The sequence below is a fragment of the Bacillus swezeyi genome (genome assembly GCF_030908325.1).
Lineage (GTDB): Bacteria > Bacillota > Bacilli > Bacillales > Bacillaceae > Bacillus > Bacillus swezeyi.
On record NZ_CP133085.1, the window covers coordinates 2004483 to 2020233 of the forward strand.

Annotated in this window: 16 protein-coding genes; all 16 read left to right on the top strand. The window is 45.6% G+C overall.

Going from position 1 to position 15751, the window contains the following annotated elements; genetic code table 11:
• Positions 1-34: 34 nt before the first annotated feature.
• On the top strand, positions 35-766 hold the full coding sequence (gene ymfI, locus RBH91_RS09960; protein ID WP_307894425.1) for an elongation factor P 5-aminopentanone reductase: 732 nt from the start codon (positions 35-37) through the stop codon (positions 764-766).
• 70 nt (positions 767-836) lie between these two features.
• Positions 837-1094, top strand: coding sequence for a DUF3243 domain-containing protein (locus RBH91_RS09965; RefSeq protein ID WP_076760582.1), 258 nt, complete (start codon positions 837-839; stop codon positions 1092-1094).
• Between the two features lie 268 nt (positions 1095-1362).
• Complete coding sequence (locus tag RBH91_RS09970) at positions 1363-2154, top strand: YmfK family protein (RefSeq protein ID WP_076760583.1); 792 nt, start codon at positions 1363-1365, stop codon at positions 2152-2154.
• 17 nt (positions 2155-2171) lie between these two features.
• Positions 2172-3077: a helix-turn-helix domain-containing protein gene (locus RBH91_RS09975; RefSeq protein ID WP_307894426.1), complete on the top strand. Its 906-nt coding sequence runs from the start codon at positions 2172-2174 to the stop codon at positions 3075-3077.
• Positions 3078-3138: 61 nt separating this feature from the next.
• Positions 3139-3720 (top strand): CDP-diacylglycerol--glycerol-3-phosphate 3-phosphatidyltransferase, encoded by a 582-nt coding sequence (gene pgsA, locus RBH91_RS09980; protein ID WP_307894427.1) that lies wholly within the window; start codon positions 3139-3141, stop codon positions 3718-3720.
• Between the two features lie 21 nt (positions 3721-3741).
• Positions 3742-4992 carry a competence/damage-inducible protein A gene (locus RBH91_RS09985; RefSeq protein ID WP_307894428.1) on the top strand — a complete coding sequence of 417 codons (1251 nt, stop codon included), beginning with the start codon at positions 3742-3744 and terminating at the stop codon, positions 4990-4992.
• Positions 4993-5162: 170 nt separating this feature from the next.
• Entirely contained in the window at positions 5163-6206 is a 1044-nt protein-coding gene (gene recA / locus RBH91_RS09990) for a recombinase RecA (protein ID WP_076760587.1), read from the top strand.
• A 359-nt stretch (positions 6207-6565) separates the two neighbouring features.
• Positions 6566-8125, top strand: coding sequence for a ribonuclease Y (gene rny, locus RBH91_RS09995; protein ID WP_076760588.1), 1560 nt, complete (start codon positions 6566-6568; stop codon positions 8123-8125).
• Between the two features lie 86 nt (positions 8126-8211).
• The gene (locus RBH91_RS10000) at positions 8212-9009 is read left to right on the top strand and encodes a TIGR00282 family metallophosphoesterase (RefSeq protein WP_307894429.1); all 798 of its coding nucleotides are present in this window, start codon (positions 8212-8214) and stop codon (positions 9007-9009) included.
• Positions 9010-9210: 201 nt separating this feature from the next.
• Positions 9211-9471 (top strand): stage V sporulation protein SpoVS, encoded by a 261-nt coding sequence (gene spoVS, locus RBH91_RS10005; protein ID WP_003181955.1) that lies wholly within the window; start codon positions 9211-9213, stop codon positions 9469-9471.
• Between the two features lie 107 nt (positions 9472-9578).
• Entirely contained in the window at positions 9579-10499 is a 921-nt protein-coding gene (locus tag RBH91_RS10010; protein ID WP_307894430.1) for a dipeptidase, read from the top strand.
• 118 nt (positions 10500-10617) lie between these two features.
• Entirely contained in the window at positions 10618-11667 is a 1050-nt protein-coding gene (tdh, locus tag RBH91_RS10015) for an L-threonine 3-dehydrogenase (RefSeq protein WP_307894431.1), read from the top strand.
• Positions 11668-11682: 15 nt separating this feature from the next.
• Entirely contained in the window at positions 11683-12858 is a 1176-nt protein-coding gene (locus RBH91_RS10020) for a glycine C-acetyltransferase (protein WP_307894432.1), read from the top strand.
• 142 nt (positions 12859-13000) lie between these two features.
• On the top strand, positions 13001-14530 hold the full coding sequence (gene miaB, locus RBH91_RS10025) for a tRNA (N6-isopentenyl adenosine(37)-C2)-methylthiotransferase MiaB (RefSeq protein ID WP_076760593.1): 1530 nt from the start codon (positions 13001-13003) through the stop codon (positions 14528-14530).
• A 1-nt stretch (position 14531) separates the two neighbouring features.
• The gene (locus tag RBH91_RS10030) at positions 14532-14963 is read left to right on the top strand and encodes a regulatory iron-sulfur-containing complex subunit RicA (protein ID WP_076760594.1); all 432 of its coding nucleotides are present in this window, start codon (positions 14532-14534) and stop codon (positions 14961-14963) included.
• Positions 14964-15201: 238 nt separating this feature from the next.
• Positions 15202-15750, top strand: a complete 549-nt coding sequence (cotE, locus tag RBH91_RS10035) for an outer spore coat protein CotE (RefSeq protein ID WP_076760595.1) — start codon at positions 15202-15204, stop codon at positions 15748-15750.
• Position 15751 lies beyond the last annotated feature (1 nt).

Consider the following 15751-nt stretch of genomic DNA (forward strand, 5'->3'; position numbering starts at 1 on the left):
GAACCTTTCTTTTTTGCGAAAAAGGGTGGGAAATATGTCAAAACTGGCTCTTGTAACCGGCGCAAGCGGCGGAATCGGTCAAAGCATAAGTGAAAAGCTTGCGCAAAGCGGCTTCGATTTGCTCCTTCATTACAATGCAAACAAAAAAGAGGCCGTTTCCTTAGGCGGCAGGCTGGCTGATACATACGGCATTCAAACGGAAATCATTCACAGCGATCTGTCCGGCCCGGACGGTGTTGAGACCGTCTCCGCCTCCATTGGCGGGCGGGCGCTTGACGCCATCGTGCTAAACAGCGGACAAAGCTTTCACGGTCTTATAACCGATATGCCAGACACTGCTGTTCAAGAAATGGTTCAGCTTCACGTATCAAGCCCGTTTCTGTTAACGAGAAACCTGCTTCCGGCCATGCTTCGGAAAAAATCGGGCGCAATCGTCGCCATTAGCTCGATTTGGGGCGAAACCGGTGCATCGTGCGAGGTTTTATACAGCATGACAAAAGGAGCGCAAAACCTGTTTGTCAAAGCCCTTGCAAAAGAGCTTGCACCAAGCGGCATCAGAGTAAACGCCGTTTCCCCGGGAGCGGTCAAAACGAAGATGATGGGGGCGTTCTCAAAAGAGGAGGAGGAGATGATCACAGAAGACATTCCGATGGGCAGGCTCGCAAAAGCCGAAGAGGTCGCTGACGCCGTCGAGTTCTTGCTTTCAGAAAAAGCCTCATATATCACAGGCCAGATATTATCTGTAAATGGCGGCTGGCATTGTTAAAAAAATGTATAGTTAATGATCCCTCCGAGAATAATAAAACTGTAACTTTAAGAGATTGGAGGGGCCTGATATGTCCGTACTGGATAATTGGGATCAATGGAAAAACTTTTTGGGCGACCGCCTCAACTACGCCCATGAAAGAGGAATGTCAAACGAAACCATCTCAGATCTTGCATATGAGATCGGTGATTATTTAGCCGGTGAGGTAGATTCAAAAAACCATCAGGAAAGAGTGCTCGCTGATCTTTGGAGCGTTGCTTCAGAAGAAGAGCAGCACGCCATTGCGAACGTGATGGTCAAGCTTGTTGAAAACAACAGCTCACATTAAGGAGAGAGTGGTTCACTCTCTCTTTTTTGTAGGTTTTATGCCTCGGTATTTGCCATCATTTGATACAAGATGCGCACTTCGGGCGTTTTCTTTTCAGGCAGAAAGGGTAAAAAGGATTCAGTACACGATGCAGCCCGTTTTTTCCCGAATTTGGGAAACGGACGTTTTTCTTATTTAATCACAACATTCTGCTTTCTAATTAAGGCAAAATGCTTTATGATAAAGGAAGGTAAATTTTTGCCACGATGATGGATAGGGAGGTTATCATTTGGCAAAGCTCGAATGGTACTTAGAATATGAAATCCAAGTCAACCGTCCCGGACTTCTGGGAGATATATCCTCTTTGCTGGGGATGCTTTCAATCAATATTGTCACAATTAACGGGGTTGATACTTCAAGAAGAGGCCTTTTGTTAAAATGCCGTCATATAGATCAGATTAAACGCCTGGAATCCATTTTAAACACGATGGAAACGATAAAAGTTACGAAGCTGAGAGAGCCGAAATTAAGAGACCGTCTCGCTGTCAGACACGGCCGCTATATTCAGCGGGATGCAGATGACAAAAAAACGTTCCGTTTTGAACGCTCCGAGCTCGGCCTGCTTGTCGATTTTATGGCCGAACTGTTTAAAAAAGACGGACATAAGCTGATCGGAATCCGTGGAATGCCCCGCGTCGGCAAGACGGAATCAATCGTCGCTTCAAGCGTATGTGCAAGCAAAAGATGGCTTTTTGTGTCTTCGACGCTTTTGAAACAAACGATCAGAAGCCAGCTGATTGCCGACGAATACAGCCCGGAGAATGTTTTTATTTTGGACGGCATCGTATCGACAAGAAGAGGATCTGAGCGCCATTTGCAGCTCGTCAGTGAAATTATGCGGCTGCCCGCGACCAAAGTTGTCGAGCATCCGGATATTTTTGTGCAAAATACGGAATATACGATGGATGATTTTGATTACATTATCGAATTGCGTAACAGCCCTGATGAGGTTATTACATATGAACATGCCGAGGAACCGCAAATGTTTGACCATTCTGGTTTTTCCGGTTTTGATTTTTAAAATGGAAGGTGTTTGTTGTGACTGAACTAGGAAATCGGCTGAAAGAAGCCAGAGAGGAAAAAGGGATGTCATTGGACGATCTTCAGGCGGCTACGAAAATTCAAAAAAGATACTTAACAGCCCTTGAAGAAGGAAACTATGACATTATTCCGGGAAAGTTTTATGTGAGAGCTTTTATTAAACAGTACGCGGAAGCTGTCGGACTGAACTCAGAGCTCTTATTTGAAGAATTTAAAAAAGATATCCCCAATTCCTACAATGATGAGGTTTCTGATAAACTTTCTTCAATCAAGCCGCAGAGGGAGCTTCCCAAGTCAGCGTCAAAAGCGCTCGAACTTCTGCCCACCTTGCTTGTCGTAGCCGGCGTCATTGTCGTGGTTGCGATCATTTACGTCATTATTCAAGCCGTAAACGGCGGAGGGAATCAGCAGTCGGCCGAGCAGCCTAAAACAGAAGAGTCGCAAAGCAAGTATGACGTCTCAAAGGATTCACCGCTGACAAAGGAAAATCAGAAAGATGCGAATGCTGATAAAAACAGCGGCGCTGATGACAAAGAAAAAGATGATCAGCAGTCTGATGAGAAGGAAAAGCTGAGCATTAAAGCCGTCAGCAGTGAAGGCACCTCCACAACCTATGAAATTTCAGGAGCCGACAAGCTTGAGCTTGAGGTGAAAGCATCGGCAGACTCTTGGGTGAGGGTGAGGGATGAGAAAGGGAGTTCTCTTAAAGAAGGCATGATGAAAAAAGGAGAAACCTTTCAAAAGAATATAACCGAGCAAGAACAGATTGACTTGCGGATTGGCTATGCGCCCGGTGTGGAAATTAAAATCAACGGAGAAGCTCTTTCCTATGAACTAGATCCTAAGAATGTGATGACACAAAACATAACGATTCAAAATAAAAAGGAGGAAAAGTCATCTTAAATGCCAGATGACTTTTTCTTGCGTTCATCATTCGTAAAACGATACATATGGAGGAACCTTTATGTTTAACTTACCAAATAAAATCACGCTTTCAAGAATTGCATTAATTCCTATTTTCATGATCATCATGCTTGTTCCATTTCAATGGGGATCCTTATCTTTTGGAAGCGAGTCGATTCCAGTCGCCCATTTAATCGGCGCTCTTTTGTTCATCTTTGCTTCTGTTACCGATTGGGTTGACGGCTATTACGCGAGAAAGCTGAACCTTGTGACGAACTTTGGAAAGTTCCTTGACCCGCTTGCCGACAAGCTGCTCGTATCATCGGCATTGATTATTTTGGTTCATTACCATCTTGCACCGGCATGGATGGCGATTGTCATTATCAGCCGTGAATTTGCCGTGACAGGGCTTCGTCTCGTATTGGCAGGGACAGGGGAAGTCGTGGCAGCGAACATGCTTGGAAAAGTGAAAACATGGGCTCAGATCATTGCCATCTCAGCTCTCTTGCTTCACAACCTTCCATTCGAGCTTGTCTCGTTCCCATTCGGCTCACTTGCTTTATGGGTGGCTGTCTTTTTCACCGTCGTATCAGGCTGGGATTATTTCGCTAAAAACTGGGATGCTTTAAAAACATCGAACTAAACGCGTGAGGAAGTGGAAAGAATGAAATTGGAAAGAAAAGCGGAAATTATCGCTGTCGGATCAGAGCTGCTGCTCGGACAAATCGCCAATACGAATGCGCAGTTTATCAGCAAACAATTGGCCGAAATCGGAATGAACGTCTTTTATCATACAGCGGTCGGAGACAACCCCGAACGTCTCAAACAAGTGATTCAAACCGCACAGAAAAGGTCTGATTTCATCATCTTTTCAGGAGGGCTCGGACCGACGAAAGACGATTTGACCAAAGAAACAATCGCCGAGGTTGTCGGGCGTCCCCTTGAGCTTGATGCGGATGCTTTTCAATCGATCGAGGATTATTTCAAAAAAACAAACCGCACGATGTCGCCGAACAATCGTAAACAGGCGCTGATCCTTGAAGGATCGGATGTCCTGCCAAACCGGTTCGGCATGGCTCCGGGCATGTTCCTGGAACATGAATCGCGTTTCTATATGCTTCTTCCCGGGCCGCCGAAAGAGCTTGAACCGATGTTTGAAAATGAAGCGAAGCCGCTGATTCTAGAAAAGCTCGGCTCAAAGGAAAAGATCGTGTCAAGGGTGCTGCGGTTTTTTGGCATCGGAGAATCCCAGCTTGAAACGGATTTGGAAGACCTTATTGATGCGCAGACGAATCCGACGATCGCTCCTTTGGCGGCAGATGGGGAAGTCACCCTCAGGCTGACGGCCAAGCACGCTGATCCGGATGAAACAAGCCGTCTGCTGAAAGAAACGGAAGACCGCATTTTGGAGCGCGTCGGAGAGTACTTTTACGGATATGATGATACATCGCTTGTGGAAGAGCTTGCGAAGGCATGCACCCGAAAAGGGATCACCCTGTCTGCTGCGGAAAGTTTTACAGGGGGCCTTTTCTCAAGCTGGCTGACAGAAATCAGCGGGGCTTCCCAATATTTTAAAGGCGGCGCTGTCTGCTATACGAACGAATTGAAGGTTTCAGCCGCCGGTGTCTCCGAAGATACGCTGAACCGCTTTGGCGCAGTCAGCGGGCAATGCGCAAAAGAGCTTGCCAAAGGCATCAGAGACAAAACGGGAAGCGACATCGGCATCAGCTTTACGGGAGTCGCGGGGCCGAATACCCAGGAAGGCCACCCGGCCGGAAAAGTATTAATCGGCATCTCTGTAAAGGGCAGAGATGAAGAGTCGTTTGAATTCATGTTCGCCGGATCCAGATCCGGCATCCGGAAGAGGTCCGCCAAATACGGCTGCCATCTGCTGCTGAAAATACTAGAAAAATAAGCGATAACAGCTTTTTCGGAAGATCTTCCTTTTAAAAAAGAACCTTCCGCTTGCAGGAATCATTTTTTATCTTTCAAAAAAATCGAATATGCGTTCGCTTTTTTCTTGGCAAATTCGCGCAAACAAGGTATAGTAGATATAGCGGAAGTGATAAAGGAGGAAAAAATAGAATGAGTGATCGTCAGGCAGCCTTAGATATGGCGCTTAAACAAATAGAAAAACAGTTTGGTAAAGGTTCGATTATGAAGCTCGGCGAACAAACTGAAACAAGAATTTCAACCGTTCCGAGCGGTTCTTTAGCGCTCGATACAGCCCTTGGAGTGGGCGGATATCCGCGCGGCCGGATTATTGAAGTATACGGACCGGAAAGTTCCGGTAAAACGACGGTGGCGCTTCATGCGATTGCCGAAGTTCAGCAGCAGGGAGGACAGGCGGCATTCATAGATGCCGAACATGCGCTTGATCCGGTTTACGCCCAAAAGCTCGGCGTCAACATTGACGAGCTGCTGCTGTCACAGCCTGACACAGGAGAACAGGCGCTTGAAATTGCGGAAGCCCTTGTCAGAAGCGGAGCAGTGGATATCGTTGTCATCGACTCGGTAGCGGCCCTTGTCCCGAAAGCGGAAATCGAAGGAGACATGGGAGACTCCCATGTCGGCTTGCAGGCCAGACTGATGTCCCAGGCGCTTCGGAAGCTTTCCGGAGCGATCAATAAATCGAAGACCATCGCGATTTTCATTAACCAAATTCGTGAAAAAGTCGGGGTCATGTTTGGCAATCCGGAGACGACTCCAGGCGGAAGAGCGCTGAAATTCTACTCTTCTGTGCGCCTTGAAGTGCGCCGTGCCGAACAGCTGAAACAAGGCAATGAGGTCATGGGGAACAAGACGAGAATTAAAGTCGTGAAAAACAAAGTGGCGCCTCCTTTCCGGACAGCTGAAGTGGACATTATGTACGGTGAAGGGATTTCAAAAGAAGGAGAAATCATTGACCTTGGAACAGAGCTTGACATCGTGCAAAAAAGCGGATCATGGTACTCTTATCAGGAGGAACGTCTTGGGCAGGGCCGTGAAAACGCAAAGCAGTTTCTAAAAGAAAACAAAGATATCCTGTTGATGATTCAAGAGCAAATCCGGGAGCACTACGGTTTGGATACGGGCGGCAGTCCCGCTTCTCAACCGGAAGAAGAAGCCCAGGAAGAACTCGAATTTTAATCACAAACATCTATAAGGCTGCTGACCCCGGGTCGGCAGCCTTTCGCTTTCTTTTGCCGATCCTCAGCAAGCAAGCCCCGCTTCACAATCCTAAAGGAATCCCAAGTGAATAGGTTTGAAAAAAGCGAATATCTTGTAAACGTTAAGACAGCAAGCTTGACAAGTATTTCCCACACAATTACAATGAAATTGTATCACTTGTTTTTCTTAACATGATTGATAAACATTTAAACTTGACAAGGGCAGTGAAGCTTCTTCATTCCCTGTGAAGGTTCTGTATGTTGAGAAGAAAGTACAATGTACATGCCGACACTTACTTTTAGCAAGAAACAAGTTCATAGCAAGAGGAGGTGAAAGTTATGAGTCCTTTAGCAATTCTCATCTCCATTTTGCTGAGCCTATTCTGTTTAGTTGTTGGCTACTATGTTCGTAAAATCATTGCCGAAGCAAAAATTTCAGGTGCGCGTCATGCAGCCGAACAAATTCTTGGAGACGCGAAGCGGGATGCTGAAGCGTTGAAAAAAGAAGCCCTTCTTGAAGCAAAAGACGAGATTCACACGCTTCGGATAGAAGCTGAACAAGAAGTTCGTGAAAGACGAAATGAGCTTCAAAAACAAGAAAACCGTTTACTTCAAAAGGAAGAGAACCTTGACCGAAAAGATGAATCATTAGATAAACGGGAAGCGATGTTGGAGAAGAAAGATCATTCTCTGAATGAACGACAACAACATATTGAAGAGATGGAAAGCAAAGTGGATGAAATGATTCGTATGCAGCAGTCAGAATTGGAGCGTATTTCAAGTCTGACTCGTGATGAAGCGAAGCAAATCATTCTGGAACGAGTTGAAAATGAGCTTTCCCATGACATCGCGATCATGATGAAAGAAACTGAAAATCGTGCGAAAGAAGAGGCTGATAAAAAAGCAAAAAATATTCTTTCACTGGCTTTACAGCGCTGTGCCGCTGATCATGTGGCCGAGACAACGGTTTCAGTTGTCAATCTTCCAAATGATGAGATGAAAGGCCGTATTATCGGACGTGAAGGACGAAATATCCGTACGCTGGAAACATTGACGGGGATCGATCTTATCATTGATGATACGCCGGAAGCTGTTATCCTTTCAGGATTTGACCCGATCAGGCGCGAGACAGCCAGGATCGCTCTTGATAAACTCGTTCAGGATGGCCGTATTCATCCTGCCAGAATCGAAGAAATGGTTGAGAAATCCCGACGTGAAGTGGATGATTATATTCGCGAAATGGGTGAACAGACGACGTTTGAAGTTGGAGTCCACGGTCTCCATCCCGATTTAATCAAAATTCTCGGCCGTTTGAAGTTCAGAACAAGCTATGGACAGAATGTGCTTAAACATTCAATGGAAGTGGCGTTTCTGACAGGTCTTATGGCTTCAGAACTCGGAGAAGACGTTACACTTGCCAAAAGAGCAGGACTTCTTCATGATATCGGGAAAGCGATCGACCATGAGGTGGAGGGAAGCCATGTTGAGATCGGCGTGGAGCTGGCCACCAAGTATAAAGAGCACCCAGTCGTCATCAACAGTATCGCATCACACCACGGAGATCAGGAACCGACTTCCATCATCGCGGTGCTTGTAGCCGCAGCTGATGCATTGTCAGCCGCAAGACCTGGCGCTAGAAGCGAAACTCTCGAGAACTATATTCGCAGGCTCGAGAAATTGGAAGAAATCTCTGAATCGTACGAAGGTGTTGAAAAGTCATTTGCGATACAGGCCGGACGAGAAGTGCGGATCATGGTCAAACCAGACTCAATCAACGATCTTGAAGCCCATCGTTTGGCGCGGGATATTCGAAAACGAATTGAGGACGAGCTTGACTACCCTGGACATATTAAAGTAACCGTGATCAGGGAAACGAGAGCCGTTGAATACGCAAAATAAAGTGATGCGAATGCATCACTTTATTTTTTTGTTTCCTTGTGTAACACTATTAGAGAATCCTATTTTAAAAAAGAAAGGGTCAAATTATGCGAATTTTATTTATTGGAGATATCGTCGGTTCACCCGGCAGAGAGATGATCAAAAATTACTTGCCGAAACTGAAGCTGAAATATAAACCGCATGCCGTCATCGTTAACGGAGAAAACGCCGCGCATGGAAAGGGCATCACCGAAAAAATATATCATGAGCTCATTCAAGCGGGAGCCGATGTTCTCACAATGGGAAACCACACATGGGATAAAAGGGAAATTTTTGATTTTATTGATGAAGCCCCTCAAATGATCAGACCCGCCAATTTTCCTGAAGGCACCCCCGGTAAAGGTATTACATACATAAAAACGAACGGCAGCAAAGAGCTGGCTGTGATCAATCTGCAGGGAAGGACATTTCTTCCTCCGATCGACTGCCCGTTCCGAAAAGCGGATGAATTGATTGAAGAGGCGTCTAAAAGAACGCCGTTTATCTTTATCGATTTCCACGCTGAAGCGACGAGTGAAAAGCAGGCGATCGGCTGGTATACGGACGGACGGGTTTCAGCCGTTGTTGGGACGCATACACATGTACAGACAGCGGACAACCGCGTGCTCCCCAAAGGTACCGCATATATCACTGATGTCGGCATGACAGGCCCATATGACGGAGTTCTCGGGGTCAATCGAGAGACGATTATCAAACGGTTCAAAACTAGTCTGCCTGTCCGCTTTGAGATTGCAGAAGGCCGGACAACCTTAAGCGGAGTCGTTATTGACATTGATGACCAAAGCAAAAAGGCCGTAAAAATTGAGCGGATATTAATCAATGACGACCACATGTTTTTTGAATAACTGAACAGAAAATCATTTTAGAAAAATATTAAAAAGAAAGCAGGAATATCCCGGTCTTTTAGTGAATATAGTAAAAATGGAAGGTACCCTGCTATTTTTGAAAAGCAATTAAAAGGGGATGGCTTTGAAAATAGCAACATCTAATAATGATTGTTCTAATGAACACTCACTTATCCATTGTAAACTTAAGGGGGAGCAGGAATGGAAATATTAAAGGTTTCAGCAAAATCAAATCCAAACTCGGTCGCAGGTGCGCTCGCAGGAGTCTTGAGAGAACGAGGTGCTGCAGAAATTCAAGCAATCGGAGCCGGAGCTTTGAATCAAGCTGTTAAAGCGGTCGCGATTGCCAGAGGGTTTGTAGCGCCAAGCGGAGTTGATCTGATTTGCATTCCGGCGTTTACGGACATCCAAATTGACGGTGAAGAACGAACAGCGATTAAATTGATTGTAGAACCTCGCTGATAGAAAAAGAACATCATATTTAGCATGCTTCAACCTGCTTACTTCATGTAAGCAGGTTGTTTTTGGTTTGTTTGGCTTTGAAAACATGCAGCTGGGAGAGGATGAACTTGAATATTTTTGATGCCCATTCCGACCTGCTTTTCAAGCTCTGGAAAAATCCAAAGCTTGATGAATATCATGATCCTTCATTACAAACACCGCTCAAAGCGCTTTTAAACGGTAAGGCGAAAGTGCAGTGTCTGGCGATTTTTCTGCCCGATTCCGTTCCTGCCAATATGCGCCTTGAAATGGCGCTTGTTCAAATCCAGTTGTTTCAAGAAAAAATTTCCAAATATGAACGGATTAAACGGATCACAAGCAAAACAGACATCGATTCGTTAAAGAGTGATGAAACAGGCATTATTTTAACGATGGAAGGCTGTGAGCCGATTTCAAAAAACCTAAGGCTGTTTGATGTCTTTTTTCAGCTGGGAGTCAGAAGCTTCGGCCTGACATGGAACTGGGCGAACGCGTTTGCTGACGGCGCTTTAGAAAAAAGGAATGCCGGCCTGACGTCTTGGGGGAAAAAATTAATCCGAATCGCCAACAAAAACCGGGCTTGGACAGATGTCTCCCATTTGTCGGAAAACAGCTTTTGGGATGTGATTGCGGCTGCGAAGTATCCGATCGCTTCCCATTCGAATGCATACAGCCTTTGTCCCCATCCAAGGAATTTAAAGGATGATCAAATCAAAGCGCTCATTGACAAAGACGGTGTCATCGGCCTGACATTTGTTCCTGAATTTGTGAAACACGGGGGAACGCCGAGGATTAAAGATATACTCTCACATATTGATCATGTCTGTTCTTTAGGCGGTGAACGGCATATCGGCTTCGGGTCGGATTTTGACGGCATCGACCGGGTGATTCCGGATCTGGAATCCCACAAGGATTATGAGAACCTGATCGAAGCATTGGAACGCTCGTTTACATCAAGACAAGTGAAACGATTTCTCTTTGAAAATTTCGTCAGCCGAATCCCTTTTTAAAAAATATCCGTTATTTTTCAGAGGGCGCTCAAATGTCCTTTTCATACGGACAGTGGTATTTACCGAGATGTGAAATCGTGCTACAATCCTTTTGTAAAGCGATTTCTTGAAAAGGGGGATGTTCGTCGTGAACGGAAATATGAAAGCGCTTATCAAGAAGCCGGGGGAGCCTGGCGCCAGCTGTGAGCTCGTTCCGATTCCGAAAATCGATCAACATGAAGTGCTTATCAAGGTCAAAGCGGCATCGATTTGCGGAACCGATGTTCATATTTATAATTGGGATGAATGGGCGAAAAACAGAGTAAAACCGCCCTATGTTTTTGGCCACGAATTTTCCGGTGAAGTCGCTCTAGTCGGGGAGAATGTCACTTCAGTAAAAGTGGGAGAGTATGTATCAGCCGAAACGCATATCGTCTGCGGCAAGTGCGTGCCCTGTCTGACGGGAAAAGAACATGTTTGCAGAAATACTCAGATTCTCGGCGTTGATATAGAAGGCTGTTTCGCCGAGTATGTCAAGGTTCCGGCGGAAAACATTTGGAAAAATCCGCTTGGCATGCCTGAGGATCTTGCTTCCATCCAAGAACCGCTCGGAAATGCCGTTCATACAGTGCTGACGGGTATTACGGCAGGAGTGAAAGTGGCCGTTGTCGGCTGCGGGCCGATTGGACTGATGGCTGTGGCGGTGGCAAAAGCATCCGGCGCTTCTCAAGTGATCGCGATCGATAAAAACGAGTACAGACTTGACTTGGCTGTACAAATGGGTGCGACCGAAACCATCTCCATTGCAAAAGAAGATCCGCTTAAAAATGTAAGCGCTTTAACGAACGGAGAGGGTGTCGATCTGGTTTGTGAGATGTCCGGCCATCCGACAGCCATCCGGCAAAGCTTAAAAATGGCGGCAAACGGGGGAAGGGTTCATATTTTAAGTTTGCCGGAGCATCCCGTATGCATCGACATGACGAATGACATTGTCTTTAAAGGACTTACGGTTCAAGGAATTACCGGCCGGAAGATGTTTGAAACATGGAGACAGGTCAGTGAACTGCTGCACGCCGGTACAATTCAGATCAAACCTGTCATCACCCATCATTTTTCACTTGAAGAATATGAAAAAGGCTTTGAGCTGATGAAGGAAGGGCAGTGCGGAAAAGTTATATTGATACCTTAGAAAGGAGAGATTAATATGAAGGAATTTACTTTTTTAGCTTCAGAGCTTGAAACAATGAAAGAAAACGGCACATTTCAAGAGCTGCCGATTATAGAATCGCTTCAAGGATCAACTGTCAAAATGAAAGGAAAAGATATCATTCAGCTTTCTTCCAATAATTATTTGGGACTGACCTCACACCCGCGGCTTCAAAAAGCGGCAAGAGACGCGGTGGAGCAATATGGGGCGGGAACCGGTTCGGTCCGCACCATCGCCGGGACTTTCACAATGCATGCCGAACTTGAGAAAAAGCTCGCCTCATTCAAAAAAACGGAAGCGGCGCTCGTATTTCAGTCCGGCTTTACAGCAAATCAGGGCATTCTTTCAAGCATTCTCACAAAAGATGACATCGTGATATCTGATGAATTAAACCACGCCTCCATCATAGACGGGATCAGGCTTACCAAAGCGGGCAGAAAAGTATATGAACATGCGAATATGGAAGACTTAGAAAAGATTTTGAAAAAGTCGATGAATTATAGAACACGGCTTATCGTTACAGACGGTGTGTTTTCGATGGATGGCGACATCGCGCCGCTTCCTGACATTGTCCGGCTTGCAGAGCAGTATGATGCATTTGTCATGGTCGACGATGCGCACGCTTCCGGCGTTCTCGGCGAAAACGGGCGCGGAACGGTTCATCATTTCGGTCTGGATGGAAAGGTACACATTCAAGTCGGCACCCTCAGCAAAGCGATCGGCGTCTTAGGAGGATATGCCGCAGGATCAAAAGTGCTGATCGACTATTTAAAACATAAAGGCCGTCCGTTTCTGTTCAGCACCTCTCATCCGCCGGCCGTTACCGCAGCTTGCATTGAAGCGCTCAATGTGCTGATGGAGGAACCTTCATTCATCAAAAAGCTTTGGGATAATTCGGCCTATTTCAAAAAAGGGCTTGAAAACATCGGGCTTCCGCTGATCAAGAGCGAGACGCCGATCACACCGATTTTAATCGGTGATGAAGCGGAGACATGCCGCTTTTCCCATATGCTTTTTGAGCTGGGCGTATTTGCACAGGCCATTGTATTTCCGACAGTTCCGAAAGGAAGAGCAAGAATCAGAACCATGATGACCGCACAGCATACGAAAGAAGAGCTTGACAAAGCGCTTGAGATCATCGAAACCGGTGCTCGCAAAGCGGGTCTTCTTTAAGATGAAGGTTTTCTTTTTAAACAGAGCAAATTACCATTGATAATCATTTTCATTTAGTGTACAATAATGGGTTCTCGGTTGTGCTGACAGCTAAGAACCTTTATACTGAAGAGTGGAGCTTTGTTTGAAAGGAGAAAAAAACATGAATGAAAAACAGCGAACTGAAAGCGGACAGGTCAATCCATCGGACAAAAAATCCGAGAAGGATTACAGCAAGTACTTTGAAGCTGTTTATGTTCCGCCTTCATTAAAGGATGCAAAAAAACGCGGCAAAGAAGCCGTTAAATACCATAGCGATTTTAAAATATCTGAGCAGTACAAAGGCATTGGAGAGGGGCGGAAGTTTTATATCCGCACATACGGATGCCAGATGAATGAGCATGATACAGAAGTCATGGCCGGCATTTTCATGACGCTCGGCTATGAGCCGACCGATTCGACAGAAGACGCCAACGTCATTCTGTTAAACACATGCGCTATTCGTGAAAATGCGGAAAACAAAGTGTTCGGTGAAATCGGCCATTTAAAGGCTTTGAAAAAAGATAATCCAGATTTGATCCTCGGTGTCTGCGGTTGTATGTCCCAGGAAGAATCAGTCGTCAACCGGATTTTAAAGAAACATCCGTTCATCGATTTGATTTTCGGTACACACAATATCCACCGTCTCCCGGAACTCTTGTCAGAAGCCTATCTGTCAAAAGAAATGGTCATCGAAGTATGGTCCAAAGAAGGAGACGTCATTGAAAACCTGCCGAAAGTCCGCCACGGCAAAATTAAAGGCTGGGTAAACATCATGTACGGCTGTGACAAGTTCTGCACGTACTGCATCGTGCCGTACACAAGAGGAAAAGAACGCAGCAGACGGCCGGAGGAAATCATTCAGGAAGTCAGAAGACTTGCGGCTGAAGGCTATAAAGAAATCACGCTTCTCGGGCAGAACGTCAATGCCTACGGTAAAGACTTTGATGACATGGAATACGGTCTCGGCCACCTGATGGATGAACTCCACAAAATCGATATTCCGCGAATCCGCTTTACAACAAGCCATCCGCGCGACTTTGACGACCATCTGATCGAGGTGCTTGCAAAAGGCGGCAACCTGCTGGATCACATCCATCTGCCTGTTCAGTCTGGAAGCTCTGAAGTACTGAAGCTGATGGCGCGCAAATATGACCGTGAACGCTACCTCGAGCTTGTCGGCAAAATTAAAAAAGCGATGCCAAACGCTTCTTTAACAACAGACATCATCGTCGGCTTCCCTAATGAAACGGATGAACAATTTGAAGAAACGCTTTCTTTATACAGGGAAGTTGAATTCGACAGCGCCTATACGTTCATCTACTCGCCTCGTGAAGGAACGCCTGCAGCAAAAATGAAAGACAATGTTCCGATGAGGGTGAAAAAAGAACGTCTTCAGCGTTTGAATGAAGTTGTCAACGAAATTTCTGCCAAGAAAATGAAGGAATACGAGGGGCAGGTTGTCGAAGTATTAGTAGAGGGTGAAAGTAAAAACAATCCTGATATTCTTGCCGGCTACACACGGAAAAACAAGCTTGTGAACTTCAAAGGACCAAAAGAAGCGATCGGTCAGCTTGTCAACGTGAAAATCCATCAGGCGAAAACGTGGTCGCTTGACGGAGAAATGGTAGGAGAAGCAATCGAGGTGAAATAAGATGACTCTTTACACGAAAAAAGATATTGTTACAAAAGCGCGCGAGCTTGCCAAAATGATTGCAGAAACAGAAGAAGTCGACTTCTTCAAAAAGGCTGAGGCGCAGATTAATGAAAATGCCAAGATTACGAGCATCATTAATCAGATCAAAGCTCTGCAAAAGCAAGCCGTCAACTTTAAACATTATGAAAAGCATGAAGCGCTGAAACAGACGGAAGCGAAAATCGATGCCCTTCAGGCAGAGCTTGACGAGATTCCGATCATCCAGGAGTTCAGAGACTCCCAAATGGAAGTCAACGATCTTCTCCAGCTTGTCGCCCATACAATATCAAACAAAGTCACAAATGAGATCATAACATCGACCGGGGGAGACCTGCTGACAGGCGAGACCGGTTCAAAACTCAAAAATTCATCACCGAGCTGTTCATTATAATTCGGCGCCTTTCTAGGCGCCGTTTTTTTATTTAAATGTCCGCCGCTCGACGGCTTATTTAAAAGATTCGGCGTTCGGTCTGTCTTTTCTTTAATGATTTAAGTCAAGTTTATCCGCTCATCTGCATACACTTAAACAGATTCATTAAATGGGAATTTATTTTGATTTCTCCAGGAACGCACATTAGACGAATGCCCAGCATAAGATAATACGAGGAAAAACAAGGAGGCATGACCGAATGTCTGAATACAGGGAAATTATTACAAAAGCGGTAGTCGCGAAAGGCCGGAAATTCACCCAGTGCACCCATACAATCTCCCCTTCGCAAAAGCCAACCAGTATTTTGGGCGGTTGGATTATCAATCATAAGTATGATGCCGAAAAAGTCGGCAAAACGGTTGAAATTGAAGGGACATATGATATTAATGTTTGGTACTCCTATGCCGACAACACAAAAACCGAGGTTGTGACAGAACGGGTCTCTTATGTTGATGTCATTAAGCTCCGCTACCGCGACAAAAATTACTTAGATGATGAACATGAAGTGATTGCGAAGGTGCTTCAGCAGCCGAACTGCCTGGAAGTGACCATTTCTCCCAACGGAAACAAAGTGGTGGTTCAAGCCGAAAGGGAATTTTTATCAGAAGTGGTCGGCGAAACGAAAATCGTCGTCGAGGTCAATTCCGAATGGACAGAAAGCGATGATGAAGAAGCATGGGAAGAAGAGCTGGACGAAGAACTGGAAGACATCAATCCTGAGTTTTTGGTCGGAGATCCAGAAGAGTAAA

What these genes read in the sequence shown, in the direction of transcription:
- ymfI (WP_307894425.1), top strand. Translation starts at nt 35, where the DNA reads ATGTCAAAACTGGCTCTTGTAACCGGCGCAAGCGGCGGAATCGGTCAA.
- RBH91_RS09965 (WP_076760582.1), top strand. Translation starts at nt 837, where the DNA reads ATGTCCGTACTGGATAATTGGGATCAATGGAAAAACTTTTTGGGCGAC.
- pgsA (WP_307894427.1), top strand. Translation starts at nt 3,139, where the DNA reads ATGTTTAACTTACCAAATAAAATCACGCTTTCAAGAATTGCATTAATT.
- RBH91_RS09985 (WP_307894428.1), top strand. Translation starts at nt 3,742, where the DNA reads ATGAAATTGGAAAGAAAAGCGGAAATTATCGCTGTCGGATCAGAGCTG.
- recA (WP_076760587.1), top strand. Translation starts at nt 5,163, where the DNA reads ATGAGTGATCGTCAGGCAGCCTTAGATATGGCGCTTAAACAAATAGAA.
- rny (WP_076760588.1), top strand. Translation starts at nt 6,566, where the DNA reads ATGAGTCCTTTAGCAATTCTCATCTCCATTTTGCTGAGCCTATTCTGT.
- RBH91_RS10000 (WP_307894429.1), top strand. Translation starts at nt 8,212, where the DNA reads ATGCGAATTTTATTTATTGGAGATATCGTCGGTTCACCCGGCAGAGAG.
- spoVS (WP_003181955.1), top strand. Translation starts at nt 9,211, where the DNA reads ATGGAAATATTAAAGGTTTCAGCAAAATCAAATCCAAACTCGGTCGCA.
- tdh (WP_307894431.1), top strand. Translation starts at nt 10,618, where the DNA reads ATGTTCGTCGTGAACGGAAATATGAAAGCGCTTATCAAGAAGCCGGGG.
- RBH91_RS10020 (WP_307894432.1), top strand. Translation starts at nt 11,683, where the DNA reads ATGAAGGAATTTACTTTTTTAGCTTCAGAGCTTGAAACAATGAAAGAA.
- miaB (WP_076760593.1), top strand. Translation starts at nt 13,001, where the DNA reads ATGAATGAAAAACAGCGAACTGAAAGCGGACAGGTCAATCCATCGGAC.
- RBH91_RS10030 (WP_076760594.1), top strand. Translation starts at nt 14,532, where the DNA reads ATGACTCTTTACACGAAAAAAGATATTGTTACAAAAGCGCGCGAGCTT.
- cotE (WP_076760595.1), top strand. Translation starts at nt 15,202, where the DNA reads ATGTCTGAATACAGGGAAATTATTACAAAAGCGGTAGTCGCGAAAGGC.